This window comes from Shewanella chilikensis, from assembly GCF_037953065.1.
Taxonomy (GTDB): Bacteria; Pseudomonadota; Gammaproteobacteria; order Enterobacterales; family Shewanellaceae; genus Shewanella; species Shewanella chilikensis.
In genome coordinates this window covers 1,433,507-1,450,092 of record NZ_CP149966.1, presented here as the reverse complement: position 1 = coordinate 1,450,092, position 16,586 = coordinate 1,433,507, and the positions used below count along the sequence as shown (strand labels likewise).

Here is a 16,586-nt window from a genome sequence, read left to right as displayed (position 1 = left end):
AAAAAGTGAGCTTTATTGCGTCTTAGGCAGTTCACATTCATGAACTTCCTGCTGCCAAACCACTGGCTCCCAGTAGCCGGTATCTTTGCCGGTATAGCGCCTGTCGGTATTGAACTTGGCCGCCAGGTGATAACGTTGCCCGGCTTCCACCTGCAACTTAAGTTCCTTGGGTGTGCGGGCCGACAGCCGTACCTTGAGCTCAGGTGAATCTATCAGCTCAGAGACGGTAAAACTGTGTTCACCCGGTGGTAACTGATAGTTGGGTTTAGAGATCACAGGTTGGCCATCAAGATGGGTGACCACCAGGCGATAAAACTGCTGCTCCCGATCCGGCTCCAGATAACCTGAAACCGTACCACATTCGCGCCCGGGCTCAGGAGCACTGGCACAGGCCGACAGCAACACTGCTGCGGCCGAGATTAACAACAAAGACTTCACTGACTGACTGCTTCCTTGGCTGGTTCATCGGCAAAGTACTGAACCAGAAAATCATCAAAATTCAAACGATCTGCGGCTTCCAGCTGCAACTGACTCTCGATTGAGGCCTGTGCTTCAGCTTCAAAGGAAGCCAGCGCCGCGGCACTCAGCGGATAATCCAGCAGTTGCTGCTGATATTCTTTCGCCAATGCCATTACCCAAGCGCCGTGATCCAGCCCCTTTTCCGCCAGGGTCTTCATCACCTGCCCAGACAGCGTCTCATTCGGGTCGATAACGGCTTGATGCCACTTGGCCAGCGCCTGCTGATATTGGTCGTCATCCTTACCATCGAGCAGCTTGGCCAACTGCTGCAGCTCGGCAAACAGTGCCAGCATCCACTGCTCACGCGCCACTGGCACACCATTTTGACTCAGCATCAAGCCGGGCTTACGCCCTTCCAGCACCACGGCCTTGAGGTTGGCGGCTATCTCCTGCTCACCGGCGGCATCAGTGGTCGCCGAAGGACTCAGCAGACAGTAGAGCAGGAACAGATCCAGGAATCGTACCTGAGAGGCTTCAATACCTATGGCACTGAAGGGGTTTACATCCAGTGCCCGCACTTCGATATATTCCACCCCGGCTCTCGCCAGCGCCTCGGAGGGTTTTTCACCGCTACGGGTCACCCGCTTGGCGCGAATGGGGGCATAGAACTCATTTTCTATCTGCAACACATTGGCGTTGAGCTGGCGATATTCGCCATCAACCTTCACCCCTATGTTGGCAAAGTTGTCCGAAGGCATCTTGATGGCGGCACGGATCCCCTTGAGATAATCGGCCAGCGAGTTATAGCTGATACTGAGCCGCTCCTGCTCCTTGTTGGTGTAACCCAGGTCACTCATTCTCAGTGAGGTGGCCCAGGGCAGATACAGGGTGCCGCGGCCCATCTTTTCAAAATCCAGCTCTGTCTGCTGCTCTTTGATGAAAGAGTGGCACAACGCCGGCGAAGCACCAAACAGATAAGGCAACACCCACACCAAACGGCGGTAGTTGCGGATAAGGCCGAAGTAACGTTCCGAGATAAAATCACAACGGGAAACCGACTTATCGCTCTGGGCATAGAGCAGATCCCAAAGCTCATCAGAAACCGAGAAGTTAAAGTGCACCCCTGAAATGATCTGCATCAAGGCGCCGTATCTGTAGGTCAAGCCCTTACGATAAAGCGTCTTCATCCGCCCCGCATTGGAACTGCCATATTGAGCAATGGGAATATCTTTCTCGTCACCCACATAACAAGGCATGCTCACAGGCCAAAGCTGTTGTCCCTTAAGCTGATTAAGGGTAAAAGCATGGGTTTCTGTGAGACCGGTCAGCAGCTCATCTATGCTGTGGGTAACAGGCGTAATGAACTCAAGCAACGCCTCACTGTAATCGGTTGTGATCCTCGAGTGAGTCAGGGCCGAGCCCAAGGTTTTGGGGTGACCATCCATAGCCAGGTGCCCGCTGGCATCAATTCTCAAGGCTTCTCGCTCAATCCCACGGCGCATATCCTTAATTGCGGCGCGACCTTCGGCTCCTTTGAGCATTGCGACAGATTCGGTAAATGACTTCAAATTCTTGTTCTCTGCTTGGCGGCCTAAGCCTTTATCTGGCCAATAGACCCGGGCATACCTGCTCCGCTTTCATCTTTTGGTATCAGCACCAAAAGGCACAGGACTGCTCTGTGTGACGGTTGCCCAAAAATAAAGCCTAAGCGGCCTTTCAGGCAAGTGTAATTTAAAAGACACAGGCGGTGATGCTCTTTCAAGCATCACCGCCTTGCATAGTGGCAAGCGAGTCGTAACCCGCTGCGGTTAAGAACAATATGGGGTCAAAGTGGCCGTTTTACAAGGGCAGATTGATCACTGAATAACCCATTGCCTTAATCCCGGGTTCGATAAGATTTTTATCCCCGACCACCAATATCCGCATGCTTGCAGGGTCCAACCATTCTTTGGCCAGTTCATTGAGACTGTCTAGCGTGGCATCCTTGATAATCTCATCCTGACGGGCGGTAAAATCATCGCTCAGGCCGTACTTCTGGATCATGCGGATAAAACCGGCCTTTTGGTAAGGCGTTTCATAATCCAGTGCCTTCCCCTGAGAAATAGAAGCCCGCATAAAGCTAAGCTCTTGTGTCGTCATCCCCTTATCATGATAAGCCTTAAGCTCCTTGATAAACTCGGCCAGCGCCTTGTCGGTGACATCACTGCGAACGCTGGCGCCCGCCTTGAAGTAGCCCTGCTCAATACCCCCGCTGAAGAAGCTGCGGGCACCATAGGTGTAGCCCTTATCTTCCCTGAGATTAAGATTGATACGGCTGTTGAAAGCGCCGCCCAAGGGATAGTTCATTAGGTAAGCCTTGAAGAAGTCGCCCGTGGCATCGTAAGGCAGGGCGCGCTTGCCTATGCTGATAACCGACTGGGCCGCTCCCGGCTTATCGATAAGGAATACCACTCCGGGTTTGCTCTCGGGCAGCTCACTCAAGGCCGGCAGAGACACTGCCTGGCCGCCCCAAGACTCTAATCCTATGAGCTTGCCGATTAGCTGATCGCGTGGCAGATCGGTTACCGCCACCAGTTGGGCGTTGCCGGCACGATACTGCTCCTTATAGAAAGCCTTGATATCATCGAGCGTCAGCTGGCTGACACTCTCAAGCGTGCCGTTATCATTGACACCGAGACTGGTCTGGCTGCCATACAGCAACTTGCTGAACCCCTCTTCGGCCAGATAGTTTGGATCCGATGCCAGATGTTGCAGACTCTGCAACTGTTGCTGTTTTACCCGCTCGAAATCGGCTTCCTTGAAGCCTGGCTCAAACAGCCTTTCTTCGACTATTGCCAGGGTCTTATCCAGGTTTTCGGTCAAGGCTGAGATCCGGATGCTGCTTTGATAGCCGCTACTGTCAAACACCACGGAAGATCCCAGCAGCTCCAACGCCTGGGCCAGTTCTTCACTGCTGCGTTTGGCGCTGGACTCATTGAGCATGGCCGCAGTCAAACCGGCGAGCCCGGCCTTTTCCACCGGCACCAGTCTGTGACCGCCGTTGAGATAGATGACCAGCTCGGTAGTAGGCGTTTCATGGCTTTCGGTGCCCATGACACTGATACCGTTGTTCAGCTGGGCCGACCAAAGCTTGGGCACCTGCATGGAGGGCGCCTTGCCGGCAGCGGGGATCTTACTGCGATCGAACCTGCTGTTGGCGATTACTGCCTGCTGTAACCCGGCAACCGCTTCGGCGGCAACCCTGGGCTCAGGCGGGGTAAAGTTATCGGCCTTGGCCACCAGCGCCTTGGCGCCCATGGGCACAACGCTCATCACCACACTGGGCTTATCCTTGATGTAGCGCTTGAATACCCGCATCACATCTTCTTTGGTCACAGCATCATAGCGGGCCAAATCTTTGGCTATCTGATTGGGATCACCGGCGAATGTCTGGTTATAGGCCAGATTGGACACCTTGCCCGAGACACTCTGCAGCGAGAAGATACTGTCGGCGCGGAACTGCACCTTGACCTTCTGCAGATCTTCATCTGTGACGCCCCGCTGTTCAAATTCGGCGATCGATTCGCGGATCTTGGCCTCTATCGGCGCCAGTGCTCCGCCCTTGGCCGGATTGGCCAAAGCGTAGATGGACATCTGACAGGCCAGCTCCTGGCAAGGATGACTGACCCCGGCCTGCACCGCATAACCATCTTTCACCAGATTCTTGTAAACCAGCGAGGTCTTGCCGCCGCCGAGAATATTGGCCAGCAGATCCAGTGCGGCCTCATCCTGGTGACGGGCATAAACGGTTGGGAAAGCCATACGGATGAGTGGCAGATGGACCTTATCTTCCATCGAGATATAGCGAGTCTTGTCCAGCGTTACCAAAGGCTTGGCATCGGTCGCCACCTCAGGCCCTTTGGGAATATCGCCAAAGTACTTGCTGACCCAGGCTAATGTCTGCGCGGTATCTATATCACCGCCTATGGTCAGGGTGGCATTGTTGGGGCCGTACCAGCGCTGGAAGAAGTGTCTTACATCATCAGGTGTGGCGCGGTCGAGATCCTCGGGCCAACCGATAACAGGCCAGGAATAAGGATGACCGGCGGGATAAAACGCCTGATTGAAACGTTCATTCATCCGCCCGTAAGGACGGTTATCGATACGCTGGGCCCGTTCGTTTTTCACGGTTTCCCGCTGCACTTCAAATTTCTTGTCGGTCAGGGCCGGAAGCAGATAGCCCATACGGTCCGACTCCAGCCAAAGCATTTTTTCCAACTGATTACTGGGAACAGTTTCGAAATAGTTGGTGCGGTCAGTGTTGGTGGTGCCATTCAAGGTGCCGCCGGCTTCGGTGACTATCTTGAAATGCTGTTCATCGGCCACATTTTCAGAGCCCTGGAACATCATATGTTCAAACAGATGGGCAAAACCACTGCGCCCCGCCTGCTCTCTGGCCGAGCCCACATGATAGGTCACATCCACATGCACCAGAGGATCAGAATTGTCCTGATGCAGTATCACGGTCAGGCCGTTGGCCAAGCGATACTTGCTGTAAGGGATACCGACTTCACCGGCCTTGGGGGTGACCGACTCGATGAGAGTCACTCCTGCCGGCAGTTGTACCGAGGAAACCTCAGCCAATCCTGTGTCGGTTTGCACTGAGCAACCCGCCAATGCGGCCGAAATCGCCGCCGCCAATAACCATTTCTTCAAAATGTTACTCCTTCAACCGGAAACCAAACTCAAAAAACTCATTGCAGCCACTCTAAAGCCAACAACACAATTATCAAATAGCGCAGGCCCTTGCCTGTCAAAATCATCAGAGTGGATTTTGTAAGAGGAAGTTTCATCCAACCTGCTAAAAGGCACAGAATATCGCCAATAAGCGGCACCCAGGAAAGTAACAAGGCCCAATAGCCGTAGCGCTTCAGCAACGCCAGCGCCTGCTTGTGGCGACCGCTGTCGAGTTGCTCGGGCGTGACCGCCTTGCGCCCCAAGAGCCCAAGTAGATAGCTGCTCAAGGCCCCCAAGGTGTTGCCTATAGTGGCGCTAAGCAGCAGCGACCATGCCATCTCCGGCTGTTTGTCCAGCAAAGCCAGCAACAAGACTTCCGAGCCTCCAGGCAGCAATGTCGCCGCCAAAAAAGCGCCGCTGAACATCAGCCAGAGTTCCCACATATGATACCTTCCTGCATACTGCTTGAATCAAAGGCCCGGCCAGGCGGACTTTAAAGATAAATGGATAAATACTGATTTTTTAGTGCTGAAAGATATAAGAAAATGGCGCCCTTGCCCAGCTGAGTCTCAAGAGTTTAAATCATACAATCGCGATAGAAAGCCACAAAACCAGGGGTTAAAACCAGCCCTAAGATAGACAAGGAAAGGAGTCATAAATGCAGGAGCTGAACTTTATTCAATCTGTTCAGGAGCGGGATATTGATTTGATGTTGCTGGAGGAGTGCCACACTTCAATGGCCTTCTGCAATTGGTTGGTTTCCCGGGTATATGAATTCCACCACATCGTAGAGTTTGTCGGCGCCTGGCATTCTGTCATTCACAACCAATACGGCGAGTCGGATCTCGTGGTGATTTTCAAGTCCAATGACGGCTCCCATCAAGCCATTCTTATCGAAAACAAGATAGATGCAACGCCACAACAGCAACAAGGGTTAAGGTATCGCTACCGTGGCGAGCATGGGATAGAACAGGGCTATTGGGTCGATTTTCGCACCTGTCTGTTGGCTCCGCAAAAATACCTGGCATCCAACAATGAGCCCTATGATAAAACCATCGCCTATGAGGAACTCATGGCGTACTTTGTCGCCCAAGGGGCATGGTACCGGGCACGGCTTATGGCCGAGAGCATCAGCAAGCAAAGACGCGGATACCTGCCCAGCATTAGCCCCGAAGTCACAGAATTTGCCAGGAGTTATCTTGAGTTTGCGAAAAGACATCACCCGGAGTTGAACCCGGAACCCCCCAAAAACCGCGCCGCCGGACATTCCTGGCTGCATTTCTACCCGCTACTGCCCAATAAGCAAATCCGCATCGTTCATCAATTGGCAGGAAGCCTGGTCAAAATCATGTTTCTGGGAGCAGCCGAGCAGCTTGATATGCTCACACAAGCCTTCGGTGCATATGCAAGCACAGGACTCATGATCAAACGCTCCGGCAAGTCTGTCGTGATGGAACTGCCTACGCCGCCCATTGACCCTTTTAAAGACAAATTCGAAGATGTCCAACCACAAGTGCAGCAATCCATTGCCCAAGCCAAGAAACTGAGGCAGATGTTAATTCAGGTGCTGGCGGATAAAGGCATTGCAGCGAGCAATATTAAAGCATCTGACTGGTACTCCGTAAGCATCCCAGTCTATGATTAAGCCATATCTCTTTGAATAGTGAGCAATCATGGCCCGTCTTTTGTTTCTGCCTATTATCCTGTCCCTATTCTGGATAGCATTTTTACACTTCAATAGAGTCCCTCTGGCGCAGGGGAAACGCGGTTTTATTTGGATAATTGGCGTCAGTGGCACCTTGATAGCCCTGTTGTCACTGGCCATCTGGCTGACGGCCTGAGCTTTTGATAAGCCCTTGAAATGAGCCTTTGAAATGATTGCTTGAGCTAACCCAGAGAGCACCAAAACCCGCGCGTTGCAGATTGCCCGCTAGCAAGCCTTAAAACCGATAACCGGCGCGGCCACTGGCTACGCCGGTTATTTTTTAACGTCATGGCACTCAGCTATTCAGCGCTTAAAGCACTCAGTTGCCCAATACCGCCAGCAGAATACCGGCAGCGACCGCACTGCCCAGCACACCGGCCACATTGGGGCCCATAGCGTGCATCAACAGGAAGTTTTGCTGATTGGCCTCTAGCCCAACCTTATTCACCACCCTGGCGGCCATGGGAACAGCCGAGACCCCGGCGGCACCAATCAAGGGGTTGACCTTGCCGCCACTGAGTTTACACATAAGCTTGGCCATCAAGACCCCGGCAGCGGTGCCAATGCTGAAAGCCACCGCCCCGAGCAGCAAGATCCCCAGCGTTTCGACCCGAAGAAACTGCTCGGCCGAGAGCTTGGAACCCACCGCCAATCCGAGGAAAATAGTGACGATATTGATAAGTTCGTTTTGCGCCGTGTTGGAAAGTCTATCCACCACTCCGGATTCGCGCATCAGGTTTCCGAGACAGAACATGCCCACCAGGGGAGTCGCTGTCGGCAAAAACAATATAGTCATTCCCAGCACCATAAGGGGGAAGATAATCTTCTCCTTCTTGCTGACTTCCCGCAGCTGTTCCATCTTGATCTGCCGCTCGGCTTCCGTGGTCAAGGCCCGCATGATGGGAGGCTGAATAAGCGGCACCAAGGCCATGTAGGAGTACGCTGCCACCGCAATGGCTCCCAGCAAATCAGGTGCCAGTTTGGAGGCGAGGAAAATGGCCGTAGGACCATCGGCGCCGCCTATAATGGCAATGGCACCGGCATCCTGCATACTGAACTCAAACCCGGGTACCAGGTTCAGGGCTATCGCACCAATCAGGGTGGCGAAGATCCCGAACTGAGCGGCCGCGCCCAGCAATAGCGTCTTGGGGTTGGCTATCAGGGCACCGAAATCTGTCATAGCTCCGACCCCCATAAAGATCAGCAGCGGAAAAATGCCGGTATCTATGCCCACGTGATAAACATAGTAGAGCAGCCCATTTTCCTCGGTAAAACCTGCGTTGGGGATATTGGCCAAAATGGCGCCGAAGCCGATGGGCAGCAGTAACAATGGCTCAAACTTGCGTACTATTGCCAGATACAACAGCAAGGCGCCAACCAACATCATCAAGGCCTGTGGCCAGGTAAAATGCGCTATTCCCGTCGCGGACCAAAAAGCGAGTAAACCATCCATAATCGCTCCTTAGGCCAGCGCCAACAACTTGGTACCAACGCTGACGGCATCGCCTTCCTTGACCAGAATACGACTGACCACACCATCGGCCTGAGCCCGGATCTCAGTTTCCATCTTCATCGCCTCGAGGATGATAACGACATCACCGGCGCGAACGCTGTCTCCGGCGACCACCTGTACCTTAAAGATATTGCCGGAAAGCGGCGCGCTCATCTCCAGTTCCGGGCCAGAGACAGCAGGAGCCTGCACAGGGGAGGCCTGGGGCTCTGCCACCGGCAAAGGCGCTATCTGATTGATATCACCGCCTTCACTGACCTGCACCACAAAGCGCTGCCCCTGTACATCCACGGTATAAACCTCCGGCTGACGACCACCTGCCTTGGTTTGAGTTGCTTGTGGCTGAGGAGCTTCCAACTCTGGCTTGGGTTCAAATGCCGCAGGATTGCCACGGTTCTTAATAAACTGCAGGCCAATTTGCGGGAACAGTGCATAAGTCAGCACATCATCGTCGCGCTCTTCGCTGAGGCTCAGGCCTTGTGCCAACGCTTTTTCGGCCAGTTCGGCCCGCAGATGTTCAAGCTCAGGCGCGAGCAGATCGGCCGGGCGGCAACTGACAGGCTCGGCCCCCTGCAACACCCGCTGTTGCAATTCACTGTTTACCTTGGCCGGGGTGGCGCCATATTCGCCCTTGAGCACGCCTTCCGTCTCCTTGGTGAGCGACTTATAGCGCTCGCCCATCAGCACATTGATTACTGCCTGAGTACCGACAATCTGGGAGGTGGGGGTCACAAGTGGAATAAAACCCAGATCTTCCCGCACTCTTGGGATCTCCTCGAGCACCAGATCCAGCTTATCCTCGGCGCCCTGCTCTCTGAGCTGGTTTTCCATATTGGTCAGCATGCCCCCCGGCACCTGAGCCCGCAGAATGCGTGAATCTATGCCCTTTAGTGCCCCTTCGAAACGGGCATATTTTTTTCTGACTTCACGGAAATAGGCAGCAATCTCCTCCAGCAGCGCTAAGTCATAGCCTGTCGCCCTATCGGTATCTTCAACCATGGCTACCAGAGTTTCTGTGGCACTGTGACCATAGGTTTGACTCATGGAAGAGATGGCCGTATCCAGCACATCGACCCCGGCCTCAATCGCCTTTTGATAAGTGGCAGTCGATAACCCTGTGGTGGCATGGCACTGCATGGTGATCAAGAGATCGGTTTCCGACTTCAAGCGGCTTATTAGCTCAAATGCCTCCATCGGCTTGAGCAAACCGGCCATATCCTTGATACAGAGTGAATGGCAGCCCATATCTTCCAGCTGTTTGGCCATGGTCAGCCAGGTTTGCAGTGTATGTACTGGGCTTGTGGTGTAAGAAATTGTGCCCTGGGCATGGGCACCGACATCAATCACGGCTTTCAGCGCGGCTTGCAAGTTGCGCACATCATTCATGGCATCGAACACCCGGAATACATCGACCCCGCTCTCATGGGCGCGCTCCACAAACCGAGTCACCAGGTCGTCACTATAATGGCGATAACCCAGCAAGTTCTGCCCTCTCAATAACATCTGCTGCGGGGTGTTGGGCATGGCTTGTTTCAGCGCCCGGATCCGCTCCCAGGGATCCTCCCCCAAATAACGGATACAGGCATCGAAGGTAGCACCGCCCCAAGACTCCAGGGACCAAAAGCCAACACTGTCCAACTTGGCGGCGATTGGCAACATATCGTCGATACGCATTCTGGTTGCCAATAATGATTGGTGAGCATCCCGCAGGACAACGTCGGTTAATGCTAAAGCTTTACTCATCTTTCTTATCCATCAGATTACGGCAGTTAAGCCTGTTTGCGATATTGGTGAATGGCACAGCTAATAGCTGCCAACTGTTGCGGCGTAGGCGCACCGGTCTGGGGCACAACTGTGGGTTGCGCGCCTCCCATGCCCTGAGTTTGTGGCTGACTCTGTTCCAAATTGGGTCTGGGTGCCAAATAGCGGGCCGATATTCTGAGCCCCAAGATCAGCAGCCCCAAAAACAGATAAACCAGCCCCATACCGAGCAGCATAATCCCCACTGCTTCCAAGAGTTGCTCAGAAAGCGACATCATCTCTTCCTCATTTTGTTAACAGATTGGCAGGCATTTTCCTGTCTATGACTTGCTTAGGGCGATAACGCTCACAATCTCGGGAGCGTACACCAATAATAAATATGCTAAAAAATGTGATTTTCAGTCATTAGATGTTTTAGCCTAGCAGGCCTGCCTCTGCCAGACTATGTGACTTAGGTCAAAAGCAATAACCAATCTATAACAAATAACCCCCACCCATGTAAATTGGTCATACCAAAATAAATCAATAAAATCTCAATGAGGATGATGATTCATAAATATTCATCTTGATTTTTTTAGGAAAAGACAACAACCCGGTCAACATGAAGTAAAACTGATATAGAGAATGTCTGTAAGGCGAAAGAGTTTCAGCATAGAGGTATCATGAATATAAATGGAAAGCCGTCAGTTTGATCCGATAAGTTCGCTTCCAGCGATTAAGTTGTCCGTGATGGCTCCCCTTAAAAATCAATAGACCCCGGCTCACAGCCACAGCCTGAAGCGACAGCGATACAATAAGCAAGGCAGATGTTGAACTATAGAGGCGGGCTTTATCACAAGACTCAAGCGAATCTGTATTTCCGCGGACAAGTTTTCGGATAAGACGCCACAGGAAAGTAATTACAAGCGGGTAAGAGTCAGATAGCAAAACGCCCCGCGATTGCGGGGCGTCTTACTTCTTTGCTATTTGGCGCGCATGGAAGGAGTCGAACCTCCGACCGCCTGGTTCGTAGCCAGGTACTCTATCCAGCTGAGCTACATGCGCTTAATCCGGAACTCAGAAAGCTTGGCTCTCAGAGTATAGTAAAGAATGGCGGAGAAGGAGGGATTCGAACCCTCGATGGGAGATAAAGCCCATACTCCCTTAGCAGGGGAGCGCCTTCGGCCACTCGGCCACCTCTCCGCGTAAATTGGTGCGCATGGAAGGAGTCGAACCTCCGACCGCCTGGTTCGTAGCCAGGTACTCTATCCAGCTGAGCTACATGCGCTTAATTCATTGCGTACTTTACTTGATATCTGGTGCGCATGGAAGGAGTCGAACCTCCGACCGCCTGGTTCGTAGCCAGGTACTCTATCCAGCTGAGCTACATGCGCTTTCAGATAATCAATTTTTCTTAACAGTCTTTAGAGTTCCAGATGGTGCGCATGGAAGGAGTCGAACCTCCGACCGCCTGGTTCGTAGCCAGGTACTCTATCCAGCTGAGCTACATGCGCTTGATCATCTTGGAAAACTAAAGCAGAAGTGGCGCGCATGGAAGGAGTCGAACCTCCGACCGCCTGGTTCGTAGCCAGGTACTCTATCCAGCTGAGCTACATGCGCGAATTGTATTCTTTACTGCTAAAACGGAAAATGGTGCGCATGGAAGGAGTCGAACCTCCGACCGCCTGGTTCGTAGCCAGGTACTCTATCCAGCTGAGCTACATGCGCATATTTTACGTTAAGAAATGGCGGAGAAGGAGGGATTCGAACCCTCGATGGGAGATAAAGCCCATACTCCCTTAGCAGGGGAGCGCCTTCGGCCACTCGGCCACCTCTCCGTTTTCTTGGCGCACATATTACTGTTTGAAGAAAATAAGTCAAACCCTTTTTCCTAAACCTTTTCCGTTTGTCCTGTTTTTAATCACCTGACCTAAATAACGCGCAAATCCTGTGCTATCAAGGGTTTTCCGGCGCCAGAAAATAAAAAAGCCAGTTTAAAAACTGACTCTTCTATTCCTGACGGAGGTTCACTTTGTGTTGTCTCAGAAGTTACCACCTTCAGAAGGGGTTCCGGTTTTCTCAGACTGAATACGCTGATAAATCTCCTCACGGTGCACAGAAACTTCTTTGGGTGCATTCACACCTATACGTACCTGATTCCCCTTCACACCCAGCACTGTCACTGTGACCTCGTCACCAATCATCAGTGTTTCGCCAACACGACGAGTCAAAATCAGCATTCGATTGCTCCTCTAGTTTCCATATTTTCTACACACGGCGCTCATCCGTCGTAACCATTATTATAAGGTGAGCTTAGTACAAATTAATAGTATTCAATACTAAATCCGTTGTTTAATTACACCTTATTTAGTTCAAAAGCGTGATGTAGAACTCGAACTGCCCTGTATAAATCCGCTTCATCAATAACCAAAGACAGCTTTATCTCTGATGTTGCCATCAACTTAACATGAATTCCTTCATTCCCCAAGATATCAAACACCTTGGCGGTTGCCTCGGCTCTGCGATGCACGCCGGCACCTATCACAGAGACCTTGGCCAGGGATTTTTCAAACATCAATGGCCCCAACGACAGGCCAAGAGCCGCCTCATCAAGGACCTTTAGCGCCCAAGAAAGCCTGTCGGCATCCATAGTAAAACTGACGCCGTCATCCATCCCCGCCTTGGTCACCAGATCCACTTCAACACCGTTTTCAGCCAGCAGTGAAAATACTGCCGCAAAAGGGTCTGGTGAATCGTCAGAGCGGCTCAGACTCAGCATCGCCTGCCCTTTACTGCAAGCGATACCGGCCACTTGATTACGCTTGTCTTCACAGGCATCGAAACGGATCAATGTGCCACTGCCGGGCTCAAAGCTGGAAAGCACCCGCAAGGGAACCCGAAAGCGCTCGGCATAAGAGACTGAATCCGGGTGCAGCACCTTGGCGCCCAAGCGAGCCATCTCCAGCATCTCTTCGAAGCTGATGGCATCGAGCTTCTGGGCGCTCGGCTCGATATTGGGATCTGTGGTATAAACACCGGCCACATCGGTAAAAATTTGACATTCCTGCGCCTTAAGCGCCGCAGCCAAAGCCACCGCCGTGGTATCCGAGCCACCACGGCCAAGAGTGGTCACCTCCCCGAATTGATCCCGCCCCTGGAAGCCAGCCACTATCGGGATAATTCCCTGGGCCAGCAACTCCTGCAGGTACTGAACATCCACTCGTTCGATACTGGCACGGCCAAACTGACTATTGGTATGGATTTGCACCTGAGCGGCGTTGAGCGACTTGGCTTTGACGCCACGTTTTGCCAGTGCCATCGCCATCAGGGCAATACTCACCTGCTCGCCGGTGGAGACCAGCATATCCATCTCCCGCGCCGAGGCTTCAGGGTCAATCTGCCCCGCCAGCGCAAACAGGCGGTTGGTTTCACCGGCCATGGCGGAGAGCACCAACACCTGATGCTCGCCGCTCAGTTGCGCCTTGGCAACCTGCTCGGCAATCACCTCGATGCGCTCAATCGAGCCCACCGAGGTGCCACCGAACTTTTTGACATACAGTCGCTCGTTACTGCCTGAACGTACTTCTTGTGTCACATAGACCTCGTTGGTGGCGAAATTATGCCAGACGTTCAGTCAGCCAGGGCGTTACCGATGCCAATGCCTGAGGCAAGTTGGCAACTTCACTACCACCGGCTTGGGCCATATCGGGACGGCCACCGCCCTTGCCACCAACCTGCGCGGCCACCATGGCCACCAATTCACCGGCCTTCACCTTGGCGGTCAAGTCCTTAGTCACCCCGGCGATAAGGTTTACTTTGTCGCCATGAGCCAGACCCAGCACCACTACGCCAGATTGTAGCTTCTGCTTGAGCTCATCTTGCAGACCACGCAGAGAACCAGGGTCAATACCTTCGACCTGTTTCACCAACACCTTGACTCCGGCGATTTCCTGAGCATCGGAAACCATATCGGCACTGGCAGCGGCGGCCAGTTTATCTTTGAGCTGAGCAATCTCTTTTTCCAATTGGCGGCTACGCTCCAACTGCGCCTTGAGTTTGGCGACCACAGAGTGACTGTCTGCCTTCAGCAAGCTCGCGGCATCACTCAACTCTTGCTGTTGCTCGGCCACGAAGGCCATGGCTGCAGCGCCGGTTACCGCTTCAATACGGCGAATGCCGGCGGCAATACCGCCTTCTGATGTGATCTTGAACAAACCTATGTCACCAGTGCGGCCCACATGGGTACCACCACAAAGCTCAATCGAGAAGTCACCCATGGTTACAACCCGAACCTGGGCGTCGTATTTCTCACCAAACAGGGCCATGGCGCCCTTGGCTTTAGCCTGCTCTATGTCCATCTCAGCCGTTTTCAGCTCGTGGTTACGACGGATCTGGGTATTGACCATATCTTCAACCGCTTTGAGCTCTTCAGGCTTAACCGCTTCAAAGTGAGAGAAGTCGAAACGCAGACGCTCAGGCTCCACCAATGAACCTTTCTGGGTCACATGCTCACCCAATACTTGACGCAGTGCGGCGTGCAGCAGGTGAGTCACTGAGTGGTTCAGTTGGGTGCGATGGCGTAGTTTCTTATCAACTTGCGCAAGCAACTCCTGACCCAGAGTCAGTTTGCCTTGGCTCAGTTGGCCGATATGACCTGTGGCCTGAGCATACTTTTGGGTGTCACTCACCTCAAACAGCAAACCTTCGGCTGTCAATTGGCCCTTATCGCCTACCTGGCCGCCTGACTCGCCATAAAATGGAGTCTTGTCCAGCACAATAACCGCTTGCTGACCGGCATCCAGCGTATCGACCGCCAGACCATCGACATAGATGCCAATAACCTTGCCCTTACCGCTGAGTTCACTGTAACCACAGAACTCACTGTCGGCATCAATTTTCAGCCCGGCGTTGTAATCGGCACCAAACTGACCGGCGGCCTGAGCCCGGCTACGCTGCTCGGCCATCGCCGCATCAAAACCATCTTCATCGACCTTGATATTACGTTCGCGGCAAACATCGGCGGTCAAATCCATAGGGAAACCATAGGTATCGTAGAGCTTAAATACGGTTTCACCATCCAGAGTGTCGCCCTTGAGCTCAGACAGAGCCGCATCCAAAATACCCAGACCACGCTCAAGTGTACGGGCAAACTGTTCTTCTTCGGCTTTCAGCGCCTTTTCCACTATGTTTTGGGTCGCCTTCAGGCCCTTGGCCGCATCACCCATCACATCAATTAAGGCGGGCACCAACTTGTAGAAGAAGGTATCTGTGGCGCCCAGCTTGTTACCATGACGCACGGCGCGGCGGATGATACGCCGCAGCACATAGCCCCGACCTTCATTGGATGGCATTACGCCATCAGCAATCAGGAAGGCGCAAGAGCGAATGTGATCGGCAATAACCCGAAGGGATTTATTTTCCAGATCTGTCACGCCGATGATCTCGGCCGTCTTGGCAATCAGAGTGCGGAACACGTCAATTTCATAGTTGGAATGCACGCCTTGCAGAATGGCGGCAATACGCTCTATCCCCATACCTGTATCAACAGATGGCTTAGGCAGAGGTTCCATCACGCCATCGGCCTGACGGTTGTACTGCATGAAGACTATGTTCCAGATCTCAATAAATCTGTCGCCATCCTCTTCCGGCGTACCTGGGCGGCCGCCTGGGATATGATCACCATGGTCATAGAAAATTTCAGTACAAGGACCACAAGGGCCTGTATCACCCATCTGCCAGAAGTTGTCTGAAGCATAAGGTGCACCTTTGTTGTCGCCGATACGGATAATGTCCTCGGCGGGAACACCTATCTGCTTGTTCCAGATATCAAAGGCTTCATCGTCGGATTGATAAACGGTAACGCACAGGCGCTCCTTGGGCAGCTTGAGCTCTTCAGTCAAGAAGGTCCACGCGAAGCGAATGGCATCTTCTTTGAAGTAATCACCAAAGCTGAAGTTACCCAGCATCTCAAAGAAGGTGTGGTGACGGGCCGTATAACCCACGTTATCCAGGTCGTTATGTTTACCACCGGCGCGAACACAACGCTGCGAAGTGGTAGCGCGACTGTAGCTACGCTTGTCCATACCGAGGAATACGTCTTTAAACTGGTTCATCCCGGCGTTGGTAAATAGCAAAGTGGGGTCATTGCCTGGCACCAGAGAACTGCTGTCGACTACCTGATGGCCATTCTTGCGGAAAAACTCCAGGAAAGCACTTCTAAGTGCTGCTGTGGTTTGGTACATAAATCGTCCTGAGTTACTTAAGCCTGAATAATGTATAAAAAGTGGTCTAAAGGCGTGCTTGGCCCGGCCACTCGAGCGCTCTTTTGCCAAGCATTATAAGCATGCAGCGCCAGAATACCAATTAGATTGCGCAGGGTATGATGCCTGATACAGCCGAGGTACAGAGAGCATTAGCGGCATAAGCCGAAACCGGATTACCTGGGCAGGCAAATGC

Annotated in this window: 12 protein-coding genes and 8 tRNA genes; 2 read left to right on the top strand and 18 right to left on the bottom strand. The window is 52.8% G+C overall.

Annotation, left to right across the window (positions count from 1 at the left end; all coding sequences use genetic code 11):
• Positions 1 to 12: 12 nt before the first annotated feature.
• From WKR14_RS06660 to WKR14_RS06645, 4 genes are all read right to left on the bottom strand, one after another.
• A complete protein-coding gene (locus WKR14_RS06660; protein WP_101056585.1) occupies positions 13 to 438 on the bottom strand; it encodes a hypothetical protein in 426 nt (141 codons plus the stop codon).
• The gene (gene gshA, locus WKR14_RS06655; RefSeq protein ID WP_101056584.1) at positions 435 to 2,000 is read right to left on the bottom strand and encodes a glutamate--cysteine ligase; all 1,566 of its coding nucleotides are present in this window, start codon (positions 1,998 to 2,000) and stop codon (positions 435 to 437) included. The genes WKR14_RS06660 and gshA overlap by 4 nt, the downstream gene beginning before the upstream one ends.
• Before the next feature lie 298 nt (positions 2,001 to 2,298).
• Positions 2,299 to 5,154: a M16 family metallopeptidase gene (locus WKR14_RS06650; protein ID WP_339087532.1), complete on the bottom strand. Its 2,856-nt coding sequence runs from the start codon at positions 5,152 to 5,154 to the stop codon at positions 2,299 to 2,301.
• 38 nt (positions 5,155 to 5,192) lie between these two features.
• Positions 5,193 to 5,618, bottom strand: coding sequence for a YqaA family protein (locus WKR14_RS06645; protein WP_071477249.1), 426 nt, complete (start codon positions 5,616 to 5,618; stop codon positions 5,193 to 5,195).
• A gap of 215 nt (positions 5,619 to 5,833) precedes the next feature.
• On the opposite strand from WKR14_RS06645, the gene WKR14_RS06640 reads away from it, so the two are divergent.
• Together WKR14_RS06640 and WKR14_RS06635 are read left to right on the top strand one after the other, a co-directional pair.
• Positions 5,834 to 6,820, top strand: a complete 987-nt coding sequence (locus WKR14_RS06640) for a PD-(D/E)XK nuclease superfamily protein (protein ID WP_189484313.1) — start codon at positions 5,834 to 5,836, stop codon at positions 6,818 to 6,820.
• Between the two features lie 28 nt (positions 6,821 to 6,848).
• Positions 6,849 to 7,016 (top strand): hypothetical protein, encoded by a 168-nt coding sequence (locus tag WKR14_RS06635; RefSeq protein WP_167388646.1) that lies wholly within the window; start codon positions 6,849 to 6,851, stop codon positions 7,014 to 7,016.
• Between the two features lie 183 nt (positions 7,017 to 7,199).
• Here WKR14_RS06635 and WKR14_RS06630 read toward each other — a convergent pair whose 3' ends face one another.
• From WKR14_RS06630 to alaS, 14 genes are all read right to left on the bottom strand, one after another.
• Complete coding sequence (locus WKR14_RS06630) at positions 7,200 to 8,333, bottom strand: sodium ion-translocating decarboxylase subunit beta (RefSeq protein ID WP_101056581.1); 1,134 nt, start codon at positions 8,331 to 8,333, stop codon at positions 7,200 to 7,202.
• A gap of 9 nt (positions 8,334 to 8,342) precedes the next feature.
• Complete coding sequence (oadA, locus tag WKR14_RS06625; protein ID WP_101056580.1) at positions 8,343 to 10,133, bottom strand: sodium-extruding oxaloacetate decarboxylase subunit alpha; 1,791 nt, start codon at positions 10,131 to 10,133, stop codon at positions 8,343 to 8,345.
• Between the two features lie 26 nt (positions 10,134 to 10,159).
• A complete protein-coding gene (locus WKR14_RS06620) occupies positions 10,160 to 10,429 on the bottom strand; it encodes an OadG family transporter subunit (protein ID WP_101056579.1) in 270 nt (89 codons plus the stop codon).
• 689 nt (positions 10,430 to 11,118) lie between these two features.
• Positions 11,119 to 11,195: transfer RNA gene (locus tag WKR14_RS06615), tRNA-Arg, on the bottom strand.
• A 46-nt stretch (positions 11,196 to 11,241) separates the two neighbouring features.
• Positions 11,242 to 11,333: transfer RNA gene (locus WKR14_RS06610), tRNA-Ser, on the bottom strand.
• Between the two features lie 8 nt (positions 11,334 to 11,341).
• Positions 11,342 to 11,418: transfer RNA gene (locus WKR14_RS06605), tRNA-Arg, on the bottom strand.
• Positions 11,419 to 11,447: 29 nt separating this feature from the next.
• Positions 11,448 to 11,524 (bottom strand) — tRNA-Arg (locus WKR14_RS06600).
• 43 nt (positions 11,525 to 11,567) lie between these two features.
• Positions 11,568 to 11,644: transfer RNA gene (locus WKR14_RS06595), tRNA-Arg, on the bottom strand.
• Positions 11,645 to 11,673: 29 nt separating this feature from the next.
• A tRNA-Arg gene (locus WKR14_RS06590) sits at positions 11,674 to 11,750 on the bottom strand.
• Positions 11,751 to 11,781: 31 nt separating this feature from the next.
• Positions 11,782 to 11,858 (bottom strand) — tRNA-Arg (locus tag WKR14_RS06585).
• An 18-nt stretch (positions 11,859 to 11,876) separates the two neighbouring features.
• Positions 11,877 to 11,968, bottom strand: a tRNA-Ser gene (locus tag WKR14_RS06580).
• A 204-nt stretch (positions 11,969 to 12,172) separates the two neighbouring features.
• A complete protein-coding gene (csrA, locus tag WKR14_RS06575) occupies positions 12,173 to 12,370 on the bottom strand; it encodes a carbon storage regulator CsrA (RefSeq protein WP_025011666.1) in 198 nt (65 codons plus the stop codon).
• Positions 12,371 to 12,486: 116 nt separating this feature from the next.
• Positions 12,487 to 13,725 (bottom strand): aspartate kinase, encoded by a 1,239-nt coding sequence (locus WKR14_RS06570; RefSeq protein ID WP_101056578.1) that lies wholly within the window; start codon positions 13,723 to 13,725, stop codon positions 12,487 to 12,489.
• 22 nt (positions 13,726 to 13,747) lie between these two features.
• The gene (gene alaS / locus WKR14_RS06565) at positions 13,748 to 16,372 is read right to left on the bottom strand and encodes an alanine--tRNA ligase (RefSeq protein ID WP_224868000.1); all 2,625 of its coding nucleotides are present in this window, start codon (positions 16,370 to 16,372) and stop codon (positions 13,748 to 13,750) included.
• Positions 16,373 to 16,586 lie beyond the last annotated feature (214 nt).

What these genes read in the sequence shown, in the direction of transcription:
- csrA (WP_025011666.1), bottom strand. Translation starts at nt 12,370, where the DNA reads ATGCTGATTTTGACTCGTCGTGTTGGCGAAACACTGATGATTGGTGAC.
- gshA (WP_101056584.1), bottom strand. Translation starts at nt 2,000, where the DNA reads ATGCTCAAAGGAGCCGAAGGTCGCGCCGCAATTAAGGATATGCGCCGT.
- WKR14_RS06645 (WP_071477249.1), bottom strand. Translation starts at nt 5,618, where the DNA reads ATGTGGGAACTCTGGCTGATGTTCAGCGGCGCTTTTTTGGCGGCGACA.
- alaS (WP_224868000.1), bottom strand. Translation starts at nt 16,372, where the DNA reads ATGTACCAAACCACAGCAGCACTTAGAAGTGCTTTCCTGGAGTTTTTC.
- WKR14_RS06620 (WP_101056579.1), bottom strand. Translation starts at nt 10,429, where the DNA reads ATGATGTCGCTTTCTGAGCAACTCTTGGAAGCAGTGGGGATTATGCTG.
- oadA (WP_101056580.1), bottom strand. Translation starts at nt 10,133, where the DNA reads ATGAGTAAAGCTTTAGCATTAACCGACGTTGTCCTGCGGGATGCTCAC.
- WKR14_RS06630 (WP_101056581.1), bottom strand. Translation starts at nt 8,333, where the DNA reads ATGGATGGTTTACTCGCTTTTTGGTCCGCGACGGGAATAGCGCATTTT.
- WKR14_RS06640 (WP_189484313.1), top strand. Translation starts at nt 5,834, where the DNA reads ATGCAGGAGCTGAACTTTATTCAATCTGTTCAGGAGCGGGATATTGAT.
- WKR14_RS06635 (WP_167388646.1), top strand. Translation starts at nt 6,849, where the DNA reads ATGGCCCGTCTTTTGTTTCTGCCTATTATCCTGTCCCTATTCTGGATA.